This window comes from Burkholderia cepacia (assembly GCF_029962485.1).
Taxonomy (GTDB): Bacteria; Pseudomonadota; Gammaproteobacteria; order Burkholderiales; family Burkholderiaceae; genus Burkholderia.
The window spans coordinates 2,311,190-2,326,608 of record NZ_CP073638.1; the positions used below are offsets into that span (position 1 = coordinate 2,311,190).

A 15,419-nucleotide genomic window follows, 5' to 3' on the forward strand; every position below is an offset into this window, starting at 1 on the left:
TCGGCGTCGGCGGTTTCATGCGCACCGCGAATCGTGCCGATGCACATGCGTTGATCGAAGTCATGTCGAAACGGCGCAGTTGCGATTGAATGGCGGTGCGTGCGGTGCATCGATGTGCCTGTCGCGCACGATCGACGTGCGTACCCATGAAACGCATCACGCCGCTGCATGCGCATGCGTTCCGCCACCGGCGCGAACCGCGGCTACGACCGAGCCACGCGCCACCCCTCGCGCGACGCAGCATGCGCCGCGCGCATGGCCATTCGCCACGGCGACAGACGCGGCGCGGCCACCCGACCCGACGGGCACCGCACTGCAAAGTCCCCGCCGTTGGTTTACTCTGCCTCGCAGCATTGCGCATTGCCCAGCCTGATCGGCCATCCGGCCGACTTCGTTTCAACCCGCCACTCGGAGACACTATGTACAAGCGTATTCTGGTTGCCGTCGACGGCAGCGACACGTCCCGCCACGCGTTCGATGCCGCGCTGGCGCTCGCGAAAGCACACGGCGCCGAGCTGCAGCCGTTCTACGTCGTCGAGAACGCCGCGATCTACTACAACGTGCCCGGCTACGATCCGTCCGTGCTGCGCGATCAGCTCGTCGCACAGGGCAACGAACTCGCGCAGGAATTCACCAAGCTGATGCAGGCAGCCGGCGTGAAAGGCGAAACGCGGCTGAACGAAGCGACGTCGCTCAACGATGTGTCGTCGCTGATCCTCGACGGCGCGAAGGCGTTCGGCGCCGATCTGCTCGTGCTCGGCACGCATGGCCGCCGCGGGTTCCGCCGCCTCGTGCTCGGCAGCATCGCCGAACAATGCGTGCGGCACGCCACGCTGCCCGTGCTGCTGATTCCGGCGGCTGCGAACGTCGACGAACAGGCCGCCTGAACGCCATCCGGAGGGCTCAGCCGGTCGCGACGTTTTGTCACCCGACAGCGTCAACTTGCGGTGGGACAATGATTCCGTCGATTCAACGCCGGAGTAAACGATCATGCTGACGCCCGTCGCCACACGTCCCGCCGCCACGCCTCATGCCGGTAGCTGGGCTCCTCGCCAGGCCGCGCACTGCTCGTCGTGCGCCATGCGGCACCTGTGCATGCCGCAGGGCCTGGCGCCCGAAGCACTCAGTCGCCTCGAGTCGGTCATCTGCGCGGCTCGCCCCGTCAAGCGCGGCGAAGCGCTGTTCCGCGAAGGCGACGCATTCGACAACCTGTACGCAGTACGCTCGGGTTCGCTGAAAACCGTCGCGACGCGCCATGATGGCCGCGAACAGGTCACGGGCCTGCATCTCGCCGGTGAAGCGCTCGGCCTCGACGGCATCTGCGACGATAGCCACCCGCGCACCGCGGTCGCACTGGAAGACAGTTCCGTCTGCGTGATCCCGTACAGCGCGCTGAAGACACTGTGCTCCGAAGCCGGCTCGATGCAGCTGCGCATGCACAAGCTGATGAGTGAACAGATCGTGCGCGAAACGTCGCAAACGATGCTGCTCGGCTCGCTGAATGCCGAAGAGCGCGTCGCGGCTTTCCTGCTCGACGTCTCGTCGCGTTACCTGAAGCGCGGTTACTCGCCGTCGGAATTCAACCTGCGCATGACGCGCGAAGACATCGGCAGCTATCTCGGCATGACGCTCGAAACGGTCAGCCGCACGCTGTCGAAGTTCCAGAAGCGCGGCCTGATCGAAATGCAGGGCCGCCACGTGCAGATCGTCGACTTCGACGGCCTCCAGCACGTCTGATCCCGCACGGCGCGCACGGCTCGCGCGCCGCCTGCATCGCACCCCGAATCAATCGAGAAACAGCGCGGCGCGCGTCTTCAGCGCCGCGCTGAAATCGTCGAGCCAGCCGATCGACAGACGCCAGCTCTGCCAGTAGAGATCGATGTCGATGGTTCGCCCGCGCGACATGTCCACGAGTTCGCCCGCCGCCAGTTGGCGATCGACCATCCGGTCCGGACACATCCCCCATCCCAATCCCGTTTCGCATGCGCGTAGATAGCCTGCGACGTGCGGTATCCAGTGCTGCGGCGGATCGAGATCCGCGCGTGTCACGCGCCGGATGAAACGCGACTGCAGTCCGTCCTTCGGATTGAACATCACACACGGCGCGCGGCGCAGCGCATCGCGCGTGATGCCCGCCCCGAAATAGCGTTCGTAAAACGCCGGCGAGCACACCGCGCGATAACGGATGCGCCCGAGCCGCTCCGACCGGCACCCCTGAATCGGCTCGGCCTGCGCGGTCACGGCGCCCTGCACGCTGCCGTCGCGAATGCGCGACGCCGTGTAATCCTGGTCGTCGATCACGAGGTCGAGCAACGTCTCGCGCTCCGTGCAGAACGGCCCGACCGCGTCGATGAACCACGTCGCGACGCTGTCGTCGTTGACGGCCACACGCAACGTCGGCCATGCGCTCGCGATCTGGCCCGGCAGCGCCGGCATCCGGCCGCCCAGTTCGGCTTCGAGCAGCTGCACGCGCTCGGTATGCCGGCACAGCAGCGCGCCCGACGTCGTCGCGACGCACGGCTGCCCGCGCTTGACGAGCACGCTGCCGACGCGCTCCTCCAGCAGCTTCACGCGCTGCGACACGGCCGACGGCGTGACATTCAGCTCCTTGGCCGCCCGCTCGAACGAACCGTGCCGGATCACGGCCGCGAGGGCATCGAGCAACGCGTAGTCGAGCATTAGATTTCCTTAATCTGCATTAGGTGAATTAGCTTCTCTTATTTTCATGCTGACCGCAGACTAGCGCTACCCGAATCATTCGTCTACTGCTTCCACCGCTGCCCACCATCATGAACTGGCTCGCTTTTTCCCACGGCGCCGCCCTGTGCGGATCGCTCATCGTCACCATCGGCGCGCAGAACGCGTTCGTGCTCCGCCAAGGCATCATGCGCGCGCATGTCGGCAAGATCGTGCTGCTGTGCGCGGTGTCCGACATGATCCTGATCGGCGCGGGCGTCGGCGGCGCGTCGGTGCTCGTCGAACGCTATCCGACCTTCGTCCATGCGGTGCTGTACATCGGCCTCGCGTATCTCGCATGGTTCGGCATCAACGCGCTGCGTCGCGCATTCAAGCCGGGCCACGAAACGCTCGACGTGCGCGGCGACGCGGTCGCACCGCCGTCGCAGAGCGGGCTCTCGATCGTGCTGATGACGCTCGCGTTCACGTGGCTCAATCCGCACGTGTATCTCGACACGTTCCTGCTGATCGGCACGGCCGGCGCACGCGAGCCGGAAGGCGCACGGCTCGCGTTCGCAATCGGCGCGATGACGGTCAGCATCGTGTGGTTCCTCGGGCTCGGCTACGGCGCGCGACTGCTGGCGCCGTGGTTCCGCAAGGCCGTCGCGTGGCGTGTGCTGGATGGCGCGATCGGCAGCATGGTGCTGTTTCTCGCGGCGGTGCAGTTGCGCTGACCGCCCCCTCGTACGGGCGGCCGACTGCCGCCCGTCTCCCCTTCCGCGCCGGCGCAACGCCGGGGCAACCGGCCTCCCCTCATCGCGCTCCCGGCTGCAAAAAAATCGCTCCCGATCGAATGCAGCCATACGGGACACTCACGTAACGGACGAAGCGTCCGCCATCCGCTGCAAGCCATCCGTCATCGCGGCAACGCGCCGGCTGCACGAATCGGAGCGATCGGCGAGAATGGCCGGTGTCCCGCGACAACGGCGGAACCGCACCGCGCACCCCGCCGTCCCGCCGCATTCGTATCGCCCCACCCCGCAGTTCGATCCCGTCACCCGCAGTTATCGGAGAGGAACATGGCACACCGCACCCTCGGCACATCGACCATCCAGGTTTCGCCGCTCGCGTTCGGCGGCAACGTCTTCGGCTGGACCGTCGACGAGAACGCGTCGTTTTCGCTGCTCGACGCGCTTGCCGACACCGGCATCAATTTCATCGACACGGCCGACGTCTATTCGGCCTGGGTACCCGGCAACAGCGGCGGTGAATCGGAAACCATCATCGGCAAGTGGCTCAAGCGCTCCGGCAAGCGCGAGCAGGTCGTGATCGCGACCAAGGTCGGCCTGCTGGCCGCACGCGCGGGACTGAAGAAGGACAACATCCTGAAGGCCGTCGACGATTCGCTCGGCCGCCTGCAGACCGACTACATCGACCTGTATTTCTCGCATCGCGATCTCGCCGACACGGCCCCGCTCGAAGAAACGCTCGGCGCGTATCAAACGCTGATCGACGCCGGCAAGGTGCGCATCATCGGCGCGTCGAACTACAGCGGCGCGCGCCTGCGCGAAGCCGCCGCCATCAGCCAGCGCGACGGGCTGCCGGCGTATCAGGTCATCCAGCCCGAGTACAACCTGATCGACCGCGCCGACTACGAACGCGATCTCGAGCCGGTCGTGCGCGACCTGAAGCTCGGCGTCGTCAACTACTATGCGCTCGCGAGCGGCTTCCTGTCGGGCAAGTACCGCAGCGAAGCGGACCTGAAGAAGAGCGTGCGCGGCGATCGCGTCGCCGGCTATCTCAACGAACGCGGCTTGCGCATCCTCGCGGCACTCGACGCCGTGTCGGCGAAGCACCGCACGCAGCCGGCCGCGATCGCGCTCGCGTGGCAAATCGCGCGACCGACGATCACCGCTCCGATCGCCAGCGCGACGTCGCTCGCGCAGCTCGAACTGCTCGGCGAAGCGATCCGCGTTCAACTCGATCAGGACGATATCCGCCAGATCGACGAAGCCAGCGCGACCTGAAGTCCGCGACGGCAGCAGGCCGGTGGGGAAATCGCGCGATCCGCGTGGTTTGTCGACCGGCCTGTGTCGTCTAGCCGAAAACCACGCGCGTATTTTGACTCGCACGGCCGCTTGCGTTGACTCAGCCGGACATCGATCGCGCCATCGCCCGCTGCGCCCCGCCGCAAGTGGGTCACGCGAGCGTCCCGGGTCTTTCACGGATTGACCGCGCCATTCGACGTGCCCGAGACTGCGCCGCTCAGGCGGTCATTGGGAGAACGTCATGCCGGACATCAGCACGGAGATCGCCACGGTCTCGACGCGCGCCGTACGCGGCGCCGAGCGCGTCGACTTCTGGGTCGACCATGTCGCGCGCACGCTCGTGCGGATCGAATGCAGCGGCAAGTCGTCCGAGGGCATCGACGCGTCGATGCGCAAGCGCGATCTCGGCCTGTTCAGTGCATGCGACATCGTCGCGAACCGGCATGCGGTCGTGCGCACGCCGCACAACATTCACGCGGACCAGCGTGACGCCGTGTTCATCTGCCTGATGCACGAAGGGCAAGGCTATACGTTCCAGGACGTCGACTGCATGCAGCATGCGCCCGGCGATCTCGTGCTGTACGACACGTCGATGCCGTACGGTCACGGCTTTCCGGCCGACATGGCGATGACCGTGCTCGACGTGCCGCGCGACACGTTCGAAGCGCGCGTCGGCCCGTGGCGCTATCGCAGCCTCGTCAAGATCGATCGCGACGACGGCGTGACGTCGTGGGCCGTGCGGCAGGTCTATGCACTGCTCGCCGCGCCGCAGGAGCCGACGCCCGACGCGCGCGAGCGGCGCGCCGCCGCGATCCTCGACCTCGTGCAGTCGATGCTGCGGCTGCGCGACGGCGACGCGTCGCCGACGAAGTCGACCGTCCACACGCTGTCACGCGCGAAGGCATTCATCGACAACCATCTCGCCGACGACGATCTCGACAGCCAGTCGGTGAGCCGCGCGATCAACCTGTCGCCGCGGCAGCTTGCGCGCGTGTTCGAGATCGAAGGGATGCCGCTGACGCGCTACATCCTCGCGCGGCGGCTCGAACGCTGCCGCGCCGACCTGCGCGACCGGTCGCTGAAGCACCTGACGGTCAGCGAGATCGCGTTCCGTTGGGGCTTCAACAACAGCGCGCATTTCAGCCGCAGCTATCGCGCGCGGTTCGGCGAGACGCCGAGCGAGTCGCGGGCGCCTGCCGACGCGCGCTAGGCCCGTTCGCGCCGCCACCCTCCGCCGTGTCCCGGCGAGGCAAGCGCGGCGGCCGTCCCGGTCAAATGGGGCCGCAACCCGCTCGCTAAGCTGGCTTCCTGCGCGGCGGCACTCGTTCCGCCGCCCGACAGCAAGGAGAAGAAGCGGGATGGAGACGTACGACCATATCGTCGTCGGTGGCGGTTCGGCCGGCTGTACGGTCGCGCATCGGCTGGTGAAGGCCGGCAGGCGTGTACTGCTGCTCGAGGACGGCCCGAAGGACGACAGCCTGTTCGTCCGGATTCCGGCGACGTTCATCCGCGTGCTCGGCACGCAGCGCACGGTCACGTTCGAGAGCGAGCCGCAGCCCGGCGCAGCGGGCCGCAAGACCTATGTGCCGCAGGGCCGCACGCTCGGCGGCGGCAGTTCGGTCAACGCGATGCTGTACGTGCGCGGCACGCGCGACGACTACGACGACTGGGCCGCGCTCGGCTGCACGGGATGGGGCTGGGACGACGTGCTGCCCGTGTTCAAGCGCGCCGAATCGCACCTGCGGCTGTCCGAGCCGTTCCACGGCACCGACGGCCCGTTTAAAGTCGGCGACACGCGCTTTCGGCATCCGCTGAGCCTCGCGTTCGTGAAGGCCGCGCAGGAAACCGGCATCGCGTACAACGACGACTTCAACGGCGCCGCGCAGCACGGGGTCGGCTTCTATCACACGACGATCTTCGACGGGCAGCGCGGCAGCACCGCGGCCACCTATCTCGCCGAAGCGATCGCTCATCCGAACCTGCGCGTGCTGACCGGCTGCCGCGTGATGCGCATCCGGTTCGACGGGCGGCGCGCAACGGGCGTCGAATGGCGCACCGAAAGCGGCGCAACGGGATCGGCTGCCGCGCGCGCCGACGTCGTGCTCGCGGCCGGCGCGCTGAGCACGCCGAAGCTGCTGATGCTGTCGGGCGTCGGCCCCGGCGCGCACCTGCGGGCGCACGGCATCGACGTGCTGCACGACAGCGGCGAAGTCGGCGCGAACTACCAGGATCACCTCGAGGTATCGATCTACGGCCGCAGCCACGCACCGGTCAGCCTGCTCGGCGAGGATCGCGGGCTGAAGGCGCTGCGTCACGGGCTGCAGTGGATGCTGTGCCGCACGGGCCTGCTGACGTCGAACGTCGTCGAATCGGGTGCCTTCGTCGATACGACCGGCAGCGGCCGCCCGGACATCCAGTTCCACGTGCTGCCGACCCTCGTCGGCGACGTCGATCGCGAACCGCTGCCCGGCCACGGCCTGTCGATCAACCCATGCCTGCTCAGGCCACGTTCACGCGGCTCCGTGCAACTGCGCGGCAACGATCCGGCCGCACCGATCCTGTTCGACAGCGGCGCGCTGTCCGATCCGGCCGACGTCGACGGCCTCGTGCGCGGCGTCGCGCTGGCACGGCGGATCATCCGCGCGCCATCACTCGCACGCATCGTCCGCGAAGCCGAGACGTTGACCGACGCGGCACTCGCCGACTACGTGCGGCACCGCGCGAAAACCGTCTATCACCCGGCCGGCACGTGCCGCATGGGCAACGACGCGCATGCGGTCGTGACGCCGCGCCTCAAGGTACAAGGCCTGGATGGATTGCGGATCTGCGATGCATCGGTGATGCCGCGCATCGTGTCCGGCAACACGAACGCGCCGACGATCATGATCGCGGAGCGCTGCGCCGAGTTCATGCTGGCGGAGTGACGCGGCGTGGAAGCAAAAGCGGCGCGTGACACACGCGCCGCCAAGCCGTCAGGAGAGCGGCGTCCTCACCCGCCCGCACGCGCCGCATCGCGTAGCGCCATCGGAGACGCGCCGTAGCGCTCGCGAATCGCGCGGCTGAAGTGCGCCTGGCTCGAAAACCCCCAGCGAAACGCGATCTCGCCGATGCTCGTCTTGCGCAGCCGTGCATCGGTCAGCTCGCGATGCGCGTGCGACAGCCGCTCCGACCAGATGTGCTGCGTGATCGACTCGCCTTCGGCCGCGAAGAGCCGGCCCAAATGCCGCAGCGACAATCCGACGGCATCGGCGACGGCCTGCGGCCCGAGCTCCGGCTCGCCGAGATGCGTCGCGATGTACTGCTTCGCGGTCAGCAGGTATGACAGCGACGCGCGCGACGCCCCCGCGCCATTCACTTCCGTGTCGATGAGTTCCGCGATCAGCGTGCGCGTGTGCTCGGCAAACCGCGCGGCATCGCGCTCGACCGGATCCTTCATGAACCGCTCGACGCTCGCGCGCAACGTCGCGCCGAGCATCGCACCCGCACCCGGCCTCGGCGCGATCCGCAGCGGCAGCGCGGCCAGCTCCGCATCGAGCCGGTCGTCGAACGATGTGACCGGAATGTCGATCAGCAGCTGTCGCATCGGTGTCAGGAATCCGAACAGATAAGGCACGCGCGTGTCGTAGACGACGACATCGCCGGCTTCCGCGAGCAGGCACCGGTCGCGCTGGATGAAATACGCGCGCCCGCTCAGGATCTGGCACGCGAACAGCGATTCCTTCGGCAACTGGCGCACCAGTGCAGGGCTGCGCTCGATCACGTGATCCTGCCCACTGATGTCGGCGATGCCGAGGCCCGGCAGCGCGATGTCGGTCTTCTCGACCTCGAGCCCCGCCGGCGACAGCGACGAGCAGCGCAGCCCGACCAGCGTCGCCGCATTGAACGCATCCCAGTACGCCATCCTGTCGCGCGCCGGCACGTCGGCAGTCGAGCCGCGCGTGCATGAAAAAACGGTCGAATTCGTCACGTCGCCTCCTGCGGGCGCCTGTCGTGCGGAGCGGCACGGATTGGGGGATGGTTCGTCTGGATTTTGGTGCAATGCAATGTCCGGCGCGGTCAAGCAATTCGTCCAGCCCAGTCAAGAGCGGCGCGCACCGGCTGGCTAAAGTCGAGCCCACGACAACTCATACAAGGAGACAAACCGTGGTCGACAAAGCCGTATCCGAATTCTGGCAAAACATCCCGGCGATTGCCAATCCGTTCAAGCCCGATGCGCTGCCCGAAGCTTACATCCCGAACGCGGCCACCGACGACGAGCGTTATTACGTTCCGTTCACCGAAACGGTTTCGTCGCGGCCGCTGTGGATCTCGCCGTCGCAGAACAAATGGTGCGACGTCCTGATGGCAAAGGAAGCGGGGCTCGTGAACCGGCACTACCACCCGCACGAGGTGTTCGCGTACACGCTGTCCGGAAAATGGGGCTACCTGGAGCACGAATGGACCGCGACGCGCGGCGATTTCGTGTACGAGACGCCGGGCGAAGGCCATACGCTGGTCGCGTTCGATCATCCCGAGCCGATGCGCGCGTTCTTCATCGTCAAGGGGCCGCTGATCTGGCTCGACGAAGAAGGCAACCCCGACGGCTACTTCGACGTGCATTCGTACATCGCGATGTGCAAGGCACATTACGAGAAGGTCGGCCTCGGCGCGCAAGCGATCGAGAAGCTGTTCCGCTGACGCACGGCGAGGCTCCCCATGACATCCCCCTCCTCATCCGGATCCGCCTGGACGTACGAGAACAGGCTGCTGCTGATCCTGTTCATGACGTTCGGCTTCGTGTTCTTCGACCGCCTCGCGCTGTCGTTCCTGTTCCCGTTCATGTCCGCCGAGTTGCACCTGACCAACACGCAGCTCGGCATGGTGTCGTCCGCACTGGCGCTCACCTGGGCGCTGTCGGGCGCCGCGACCGGCGCGTGGTCCGATGCGCGCGGCACGCGCAAGCCGCTGCTGATCGCGGCCGTGCTCGGCTTTTCCGTGTGCTCGGCGCTGTCCGGGCTCGTCGGCGGCTTCGCGAGCCTGATCGCGTTCCGCGCACTGATGGGCATCGCCGAAGGCCCCGTGCTGCCGCTGTCGCAGTCGCTGATGGTCGAAAGCTCGACGCCGAGTCGCCGCGGATTGAACATGGGCCTGCTGCAAGGCTCGGCCGCCGGCCTGCTCGGCGCGATGATCGGGCCGCCGGTCGTGATCGGCATCGCGACCACGTACGGCTGGCGCGAGGCGTTCTACGTGTCGTGCATTCCGGGCTTCCTGATCGCGTTCTGCATCTGGCGCTGGGTACGCGAAGTGCCGCCCGGCGGCGTGCGGCACGCGCAGGCCGACGGCGCCGGCATGCCGGCCGCGAGCGGCACGGCGATCAACCGCTGGGCGCTGCTGAAGGAACGCAACATCCTGCTCTGCGTGCTGATCAGCTGCTGCTTCCTCACGTGGTTCGTCGTGATCATCTCGTTCGCGCCCGTCTTCCTCGTGGAAAACCGCCACCTGTCGCCGTCCGACATGGGCGTCGTGATGACCTGCCTCGGCGCCGCGTGGGTGTTCTGGGGCTTCGCGGTGCCGGCGATCTCCGACCGGATCGGCCGCAAGCCGACCATGATCGTGTTCGCGCTGATCGCGGCCGTGTGCCCCATCGCGATGATTCACGCGAATTCGCTGGTGGCGCTCTGCGTGCTCGTGCTCACGACCTACACGGGCCTCGGCTGCTTCACGCTGTTCATGGCGACGATCCCGGCCGAAACGGTGCCGCCGCGCGCGATCGCCAGCGCGCTCGGGCTGATCATGGGCGCGGGCGAGCTGATCGGCGGCTTCGTCGCGCCGACCGTCGCCGGCTTCGCGGCCGACAAGTACGGCCTGCAGTTCGCGATGTGGACGTCGGCGACCGGCGCGATCCTCGCGTGCGTGCTGTCGTTCGGCCTCGTCGAAACCGCGCCCGCCGTGCTGCGCAAACGCGCGCTCGCCGGTGCCGCCGCCGCGAATCGTCTCGATACACAGAACCTCGGAGGACGCTGACATGCGAGCACTTCAATGGCATGGCCCGCGCGACGTCCGTCTCGTGGAAATCGATACGCCGAGCGTCGGACCGGGCGAGGTGCGCATCGCGGTCGCGTATTGCGGCATCTGCGGCAGCGACCTGCACGAATACGCGGATGGCCCGCACGCGATTCCGGTCGACACGCCGCATCCCCTGTCACGCCGTACCGCACCGCTGACGCTCGGCCACGAGTTCTGCGGCACCGTCGTCGAAGTCGGCGAAGGCGTGACGACGCTGAACCCGGGCGATTGTGTCGCCGTCGAGCCTGAATATCGTTGCCACCAGTGTGCGTACTGCCGCTCGGGGTCGTACAACCTGTGCGTGTCGATGGGCTTTGCCGGGCTGATGGGAGACGGCGGGATGGCCGACTTCGCGGTCGTGCCGGCCTACATGCTGCACCGGCTGCCCGACGGCGTGAGCCTCGAACAGGCCGCCGTGATGGAACCCGCGGCCGTCGCACTGCACGCGCTGCGCCGCGCCGAGCTCCGGCTCGGCGACACGTGTGCGGTATTCGGGCTCGGGCCGATCGGCCTGCTGCTGATCCAGCTCGCGAAGCTGCAGGGTGCGACGACCATCGTCGCGGTCGACGTGTCAACAGAGCGCCTCGCGGCCGCCGCGCGCTTCGGCGCGACGCACGCGTTCAATGCGCGCACGCTCGACGCGTCCGTGCTGCGCGACGCGATCCATGAGGCATCGGGCGGGCTCGGCGTCGACGCGAGCTTCGAGGCGGCCGGCTTGCCGGCCACGTTCGAGGCGGCGATGCAAGCGCTGCGCAAGGGCGGCCGCGTCGTGATGGTCGGCCTGATGCCGCAGGCGGGCTTCGACGCGTTCCGCGCGGTCAACGACGAGCTGACCTTCACGGCGAGCGTCGGCTACCGGCATGCGTACGAAGACCTGCTGCGGATCGTCGCGTCGGGCGCGCTCGATCTCACGTCGATCGTCACGCGCACCGTGTCGCTCGAAGACGCCGTCACCGACGGCTTCGACGCGCTGCTCGCCGACCGTACGCAGATCAAGATCCTGGTTTCCCCCGCGCAGCGGCACGCGCGCTCCACCCCCGCCGTCGAGAGTGTCGAACATGAGTCTCCAGTGGTTATTTGAGGACAAGTCCGTCGTCGTAACGGGCGGCACATCAGGCATCGGCGCGCGCACCGCGTTGCGGTTCGCGGAAGCCGGCGCGTCGGTCGTTGCGCTCGGGCTCGACGCCACCGGCCCGCATGCGCCCGTGCATGCGGGCATCCGCTGCGTCGAGCTCGACGTGACCGACAGCGATGCGCTGACACGCACGATCGCGACGCTGCCGCGGCTCGACGTGCTCGTCAACGGCGTCGGCATCAGCCGGCACGCGGACGAATACCGGATGGACCAGTTCGAGCTCGTGCTGAACGTGAACCTGACGTCGGTGATGCGCGCGTCCGACGCCGCGTTGCCGGCGCTGTCCGTACAAGGCGGCAGCATCGTCAACGTCGCATCGATGTACACATACTTCGGCAGCAAGGACCGCCCCGCGTACAGCGCGAGCAAGGGCGGCATCGCGCAGCTCACGCGCTCGCTCGCGCAGGCGTGGGCCGATCGCGGCATCCGCGTGAACGCGGTCGCGCCCGGCTGGATCGACACGCCGCTCAGTACCGGCCTGATGGCCGACACGCAGGCGTCGCGCCGCATCCTCGAGCGCACGCCGCTCGGGCGCTGGGGCACGGCCGACGAGGTCGCGGATGTGATCCTGTTCTTGTGCTCGCCCGGCGCGTCGTTCGTGACCGGCGCGGTCGTGCCGGTGGACGGCGGGTACTCGACGGTCTAGCGCGTCGCGCGCAGGGCACCGGCGGGTTCGCGAAACCCGCCGGCGCCCTGCGCTGCGCAATGCCCTCCTGCCGCCACTGAACCGGGAATCGCCCGGTTCCGGTTTGTTCATATCAATCAGTAGTCCCATCAAAAATATCCGATCCGATCGGAACATGTGAGGAGCACATTGGAGATGACGAAAAAGACCTTACTGGCACTCGCGGCCTGCACGATTCCGGCCGCGGCGTTCGCACAGAGCAGCGTGACGATGTTCGGGCTGATGGATGCCGGCATCAGCTATGTCAGCAACCAGAGCGGCCACGGCGCCGCGAAATTCGACGACAACATCTTCTTTCCGAACCTGCTCGGCTTCGAAGGCAAGGAGGATCTCGGCGCGGGCACGCGTGCGATCTTCCGGCTCGTGAACCAGTATTCGCTCGGCAACGGCTCGATCATCGGCGGCGGGCTGTTCGCACGCACGGCCTACGTCGGGCTGCAGAACGACCGGTACGGCACGCTGACACTCGGCAACCAGTACGAGTTCATGGTCGATTCGCTGGCCGCCAGCGGCAACGAGATCGCGCAGGATCTCGTCGGCCTGTACGGCTTCCGCAACGGGCCGTTCGACAAGCTCGCGCTGCCGAACAACCCAACCGGCGCATTCGACTGGGACCGCGTCGCGGGCAGCAATCGCGTCGCGAATTCCGTCAAGTACACGAGCCCGTCGCTGTCGGGCCTCACCTTCGGCGCGCTGTACGGCTTCGGGAACGTCGCCGGGTCGGTCGGCGCGAACAACACCGTCAGCGTCGGCGCGAGCTACGACAACGGCCCGTTCGGCGCAGGTGCCGCCTATACGAACCAGAAATATGGCGCGGCCGGCGGATTGCCGCCCACCAGCGTGCGCAACTGGGGCGCAGGCGTGCATTACACGGTCGGTACGGTCACGGGGAAGGCGCTCTTCACGACCGTGCACAACGCGCAGAACGGCGCGGGTGCGTGGTCGGCCGAAGCCGGTGCCGCATGGCACCCTTCGCCTGGATGGGTCGTCGGCGCGAGCTACACGTACATGAAGGGCAACGACACGCTCGACAACGCGCATGCGCATCAATTCCTGGCCGCCGTCCAGTACTGGCTGTCGAAGCGCACGATGGTGTACGTCGCGGGCGTGCATCAGCGCACGGGCCACGGCAGCAACGCGCAGATCAACGGCGTGATGGATGCGGACGGTGCATCGAGCGGCGCACTGCAGTCGATCGCACGGATCGGGTTCAGCACGCGGTTCTGACGGAAAAAAAGGGCGCCGGCCACGATATCGGGCCGGCGCCAGCCGGCGCGCCGCCGGGCTTTCATCCGGCAACGCGCTCGCCATGCATCTGACTCAGAAGCGGATCGTGACGGATTTCGGTTCCGTATAGGCGTCGATGAACGACGAACCGTATTCACGGCCGATGCCGGACCCTTTCGCGCCGCCGAACGGCACGGCCGGATCGACGAGCGTATGCATGTTCACCCACACGGTACCGGCCTCGATGCGCGGGACATAACGCAGCGCCTTCGCGAGATCGTTCGTCCACAGGCTCGCGGTCAGCCCGAACGGCGTGTCGTTCATCATCGCGATCAGTTCTTCGTCATCGTCGAACGGCACGAACGCGCCAACCGGGCCGAAGACTTCGTTGCGGTACACACTCGATTGCAGCGACTTCGGCAGCACGATCGTCGGCTTCACGTAAAAACCGTCGCGCGCATAGGCGCCGCCGCCTGTGACGATCGTGTCGCCATCCGCGCGCGCCTGGTCGAACGCGTCGAGGCACTTGCGAAACTGCGGCTCGTTGCACACCGGCCCCATCATGCCCGCGTCGTCCATCGGGTCGGACGGCTGGAAGCCGTCCAGCCGCGCCTTCAGCTTCTCGACCACCTCGTCGAACTGCGAACGATGCACGAAGAAGCGCTCAGCCGATGCGCACACTTGCCCGCTGTGCAGGAACCCGGCTTCGAGCACGCCGTCGAGGATCTTCTCGACCGGCGTATCGGGCAAGAAGCCGGCCGCATTCTTGCCGCCCAGCTCGAGCGTGAAGCGCGTGAAGTTCGCCTTGACGGCTTCCTCGCCGATGATGCGGCCAGTCGGCACCGAGCCCGTGAACGACACCTTCGCGATACGCGGATCGCGGATCACCGAAGCGCCCACCCTGCCCGAGCCGTTGATCACGTTCAGCGTGCCCGGCGGCAAGCCGGCTTCGGTGCCCAGCTCGGCGATACGCAGCATCGTGAGCGGCGTGAACTCCGACGACTTGATCAGCACCGTGTTGCCGGTCGCGAGCGCCGCGCCGAACTTCCACACGGGAATCATCACCGGGAAATTCCACGGGATGATGCCGAAGACGACGCCGAGCGGCTCGCGCAACGTGAACGACGTGTACCGCTCACCGTTCATGCTCGGGAACGACGGCGCGAGCGTTTCGCCTGCGATCTTGGTGGCCCAGCCCGCGTAATAGCGCAGCCAGCGCGCCGACCAGCTCACTTCGATCGCGCGCGACAGGCCGATCAGCTTGCCCGACTGCGCGGTTTCGATCTGCGCGATCTCTTCGCCGTGTGCTTCGATCAGATCCGCGAACCGCAACAGGATGCGCTCGCGATCGGCCGGCGTCACCTGCGCCCACGCGCCGCGAAACGCACGATGCGACGACGCGACCGCCGCCTCGATCTCGCCGTCGGTCGCCTGCGCGACGGAACCGGTCACCGCGCGTGTCGCCGGGTTACGCACGTCGATCCGTTCGCCGCCGCTGCCGGCGACAGCCCGGCCGTCGATGTAGTGACCATGCTCGCGCGCAAGAAACCGTTTGACCTCGTCCAGCATCTGCACCAATGCCATTTTCCTGCCTCCGGAATTC

14 protein-coding genes are annotated in these 15,419 nt (G+C 67.3%); 11 read left to right on the plus strand and 3 right to left on the minus strand.

Annotated elements, in window-relative coordinates:
• Positions 1–419: 419 nt before the first annotated feature.
• A complete protein-coding gene (locus KEC55_RS26810) occupies positions 420–887 on the plus strand; it encodes a universal stress protein (RefSeq protein ID WP_176048776.1) in 468 nt (155 codons plus the stop codon).
• A 103-nt stretch (positions 888–990) separates the two neighbouring features.
• Positions 991–1,737 carry a fumarate/nitrate reduction transcriptional regulator Fnr gene (gene fnr, locus KEC55_RS26815; RefSeq protein ID WP_282508123.1) on the plus strand — a complete coding sequence of 249 codons (747 nt, stop codon included), beginning with the start codon at positions 991–993 and terminating at the stop codon, positions 1,735–1,737.
• A gap of 48 nt (positions 1,738–1,785) precedes the next feature.
• Here the strand turns inward: fnr and KEC55_RS26820 are convergent, their stop codons facing one another.
• The gene (locus tag KEC55_RS26820; protein WP_282508124.1) at positions 1,786–2,679 is read right to left on the minus strand and encodes a LysR family transcriptional regulator ArgP; all 894 of its coding nucleotides are present in this window, start codon (positions 2,677–2,679) and stop codon (positions 1,786–1,788) included.
• Between the two features lie 110 nt (positions 2,680–2,789).
• Here KEC55_RS26820 and KEC55_RS26825 point away from each other — a divergent pair, with 110 nt between their 5' ends.
• From KEC55_RS26825 to KEC55_RS26840, 4 genes are all read left to right on the plus strand, one after another.
• A complete protein-coding gene (locus tag KEC55_RS26825) occupies positions 2,790–3,410 on the plus strand; it encodes a LysE/ArgO family amino acid transporter (RefSeq protein WP_282508125.1) in 621 nt (206 codons plus the stop codon).
• A gap of 345 nt (positions 3,411–3,755) precedes the next feature.
• On the plus strand, positions 3,756–4,703 hold the full coding sequence (locus tag KEC55_RS26830; RefSeq protein WP_282508126.1) for an aldo/keto reductase: 948 nt from the start codon (positions 3,756–3,758) through the stop codon (positions 4,701–4,703).
• 262 nt (positions 4,704–4,965) lie between these two features.
• Positions 4,966–5,934 (plus strand): helix-turn-helix domain-containing protein, encoded by a 969-nt coding sequence (locus KEC55_RS26835; protein WP_282508127.1) that lies wholly within the window; start codon positions 4,966–4,968, stop codon positions 5,932–5,934.
• Between the two features lie 148 nt (positions 5,935–6,082).
• A complete protein-coding gene (locus KEC55_RS26840) occupies positions 6,083–7,648 on the plus strand; it encodes a GMC family oxidoreductase (RefSeq protein WP_282508128.1) in 1,566 nt (521 codons plus the stop codon).
• 65 nt (positions 7,649–7,713) lie between these two features.
• On the opposite strand, the gene KEC55_RS26845 is transcribed toward KEC55_RS26840, so the two are convergent.
• Positions 7,714–8,691, minus strand: coding sequence for a helix-turn-helix domain-containing protein (locus tag KEC55_RS26845; RefSeq protein WP_282508129.1), 978 nt, complete (start codon positions 8,689–8,691; stop codon positions 7,714–7,716).
• A 176-nt stretch (positions 8,692–8,867) separates the two neighbouring features.
• Between KEC55_RS26845 and KEC55_RS26850 the strand changes: the two genes are divergently transcribed.
• The 5 genes from KEC55_RS26850 (at position 8,868) to KEC55_RS26870 (ending at position 13,816) form a co-directional block, all read left to right on the plus strand.
• Positions 8,868–9,401, plus strand: a complete 534-nt coding sequence (locus KEC55_RS26850; protein WP_282508130.1) for a 2,4'-dihydroxyacetophenone dioxygenase family protein — start codon at positions 8,868–8,870, stop codon at positions 9,399–9,401.
• An 18-nt stretch (positions 9,402–9,419) separates the two neighbouring features.
• Positions 9,420–10,727, plus strand: a complete 1,308-nt coding sequence (locus tag KEC55_RS26855) for an MFS transporter (protein ID WP_282508131.1) — start codon at positions 9,420–9,422, stop codon at positions 10,725–10,727.
• Between the two features lies 1 nt (position 10,728).
• On the plus strand, positions 10,729–11,850 hold the full coding sequence (locus KEC55_RS26860; protein WP_282508132.1) for a 2,3-butanediol dehydrogenase: 1,122 nt from the start codon (positions 10,729–10,731) through the stop codon (positions 11,848–11,850).
• Positions 11,828–12,550, plus strand: coding sequence for an SDR family NAD(P)-dependent oxidoreductase (locus KEC55_RS26865; RefSeq protein WP_282508133.1), 723 nt, complete (start codon positions 11,828–11,830; stop codon positions 12,548–12,550). The genes KEC55_RS26860 and KEC55_RS26865 overlap by 23 nt, the downstream gene beginning before the upstream one ends.
• A 174-nt stretch (positions 12,551–12,724) precedes the next feature.
• Positions 12,725–13,816, plus strand: a complete 1,092-nt coding sequence (locus tag KEC55_RS26870) for a porin (protein ID WP_282508134.1) — start codon at positions 12,725–12,727, stop codon at positions 13,814–13,816.
• Positions 13,817–13,909: 93 nt separating this feature from the next.
• Here the strand turns inward: KEC55_RS26870 and KEC55_RS26875 are convergent, their stop codons facing one another.
• Complete coding sequence (locus KEC55_RS26875; RefSeq protein WP_282508135.1) at positions 13,910–15,400, minus strand: aldehyde dehydrogenase family protein; 1,491 nt, start codon at positions 15,398–15,400, stop codon at positions 13,910–13,912.
• Positions 15,401–15,419: the final 19 nt, after the last annotated feature.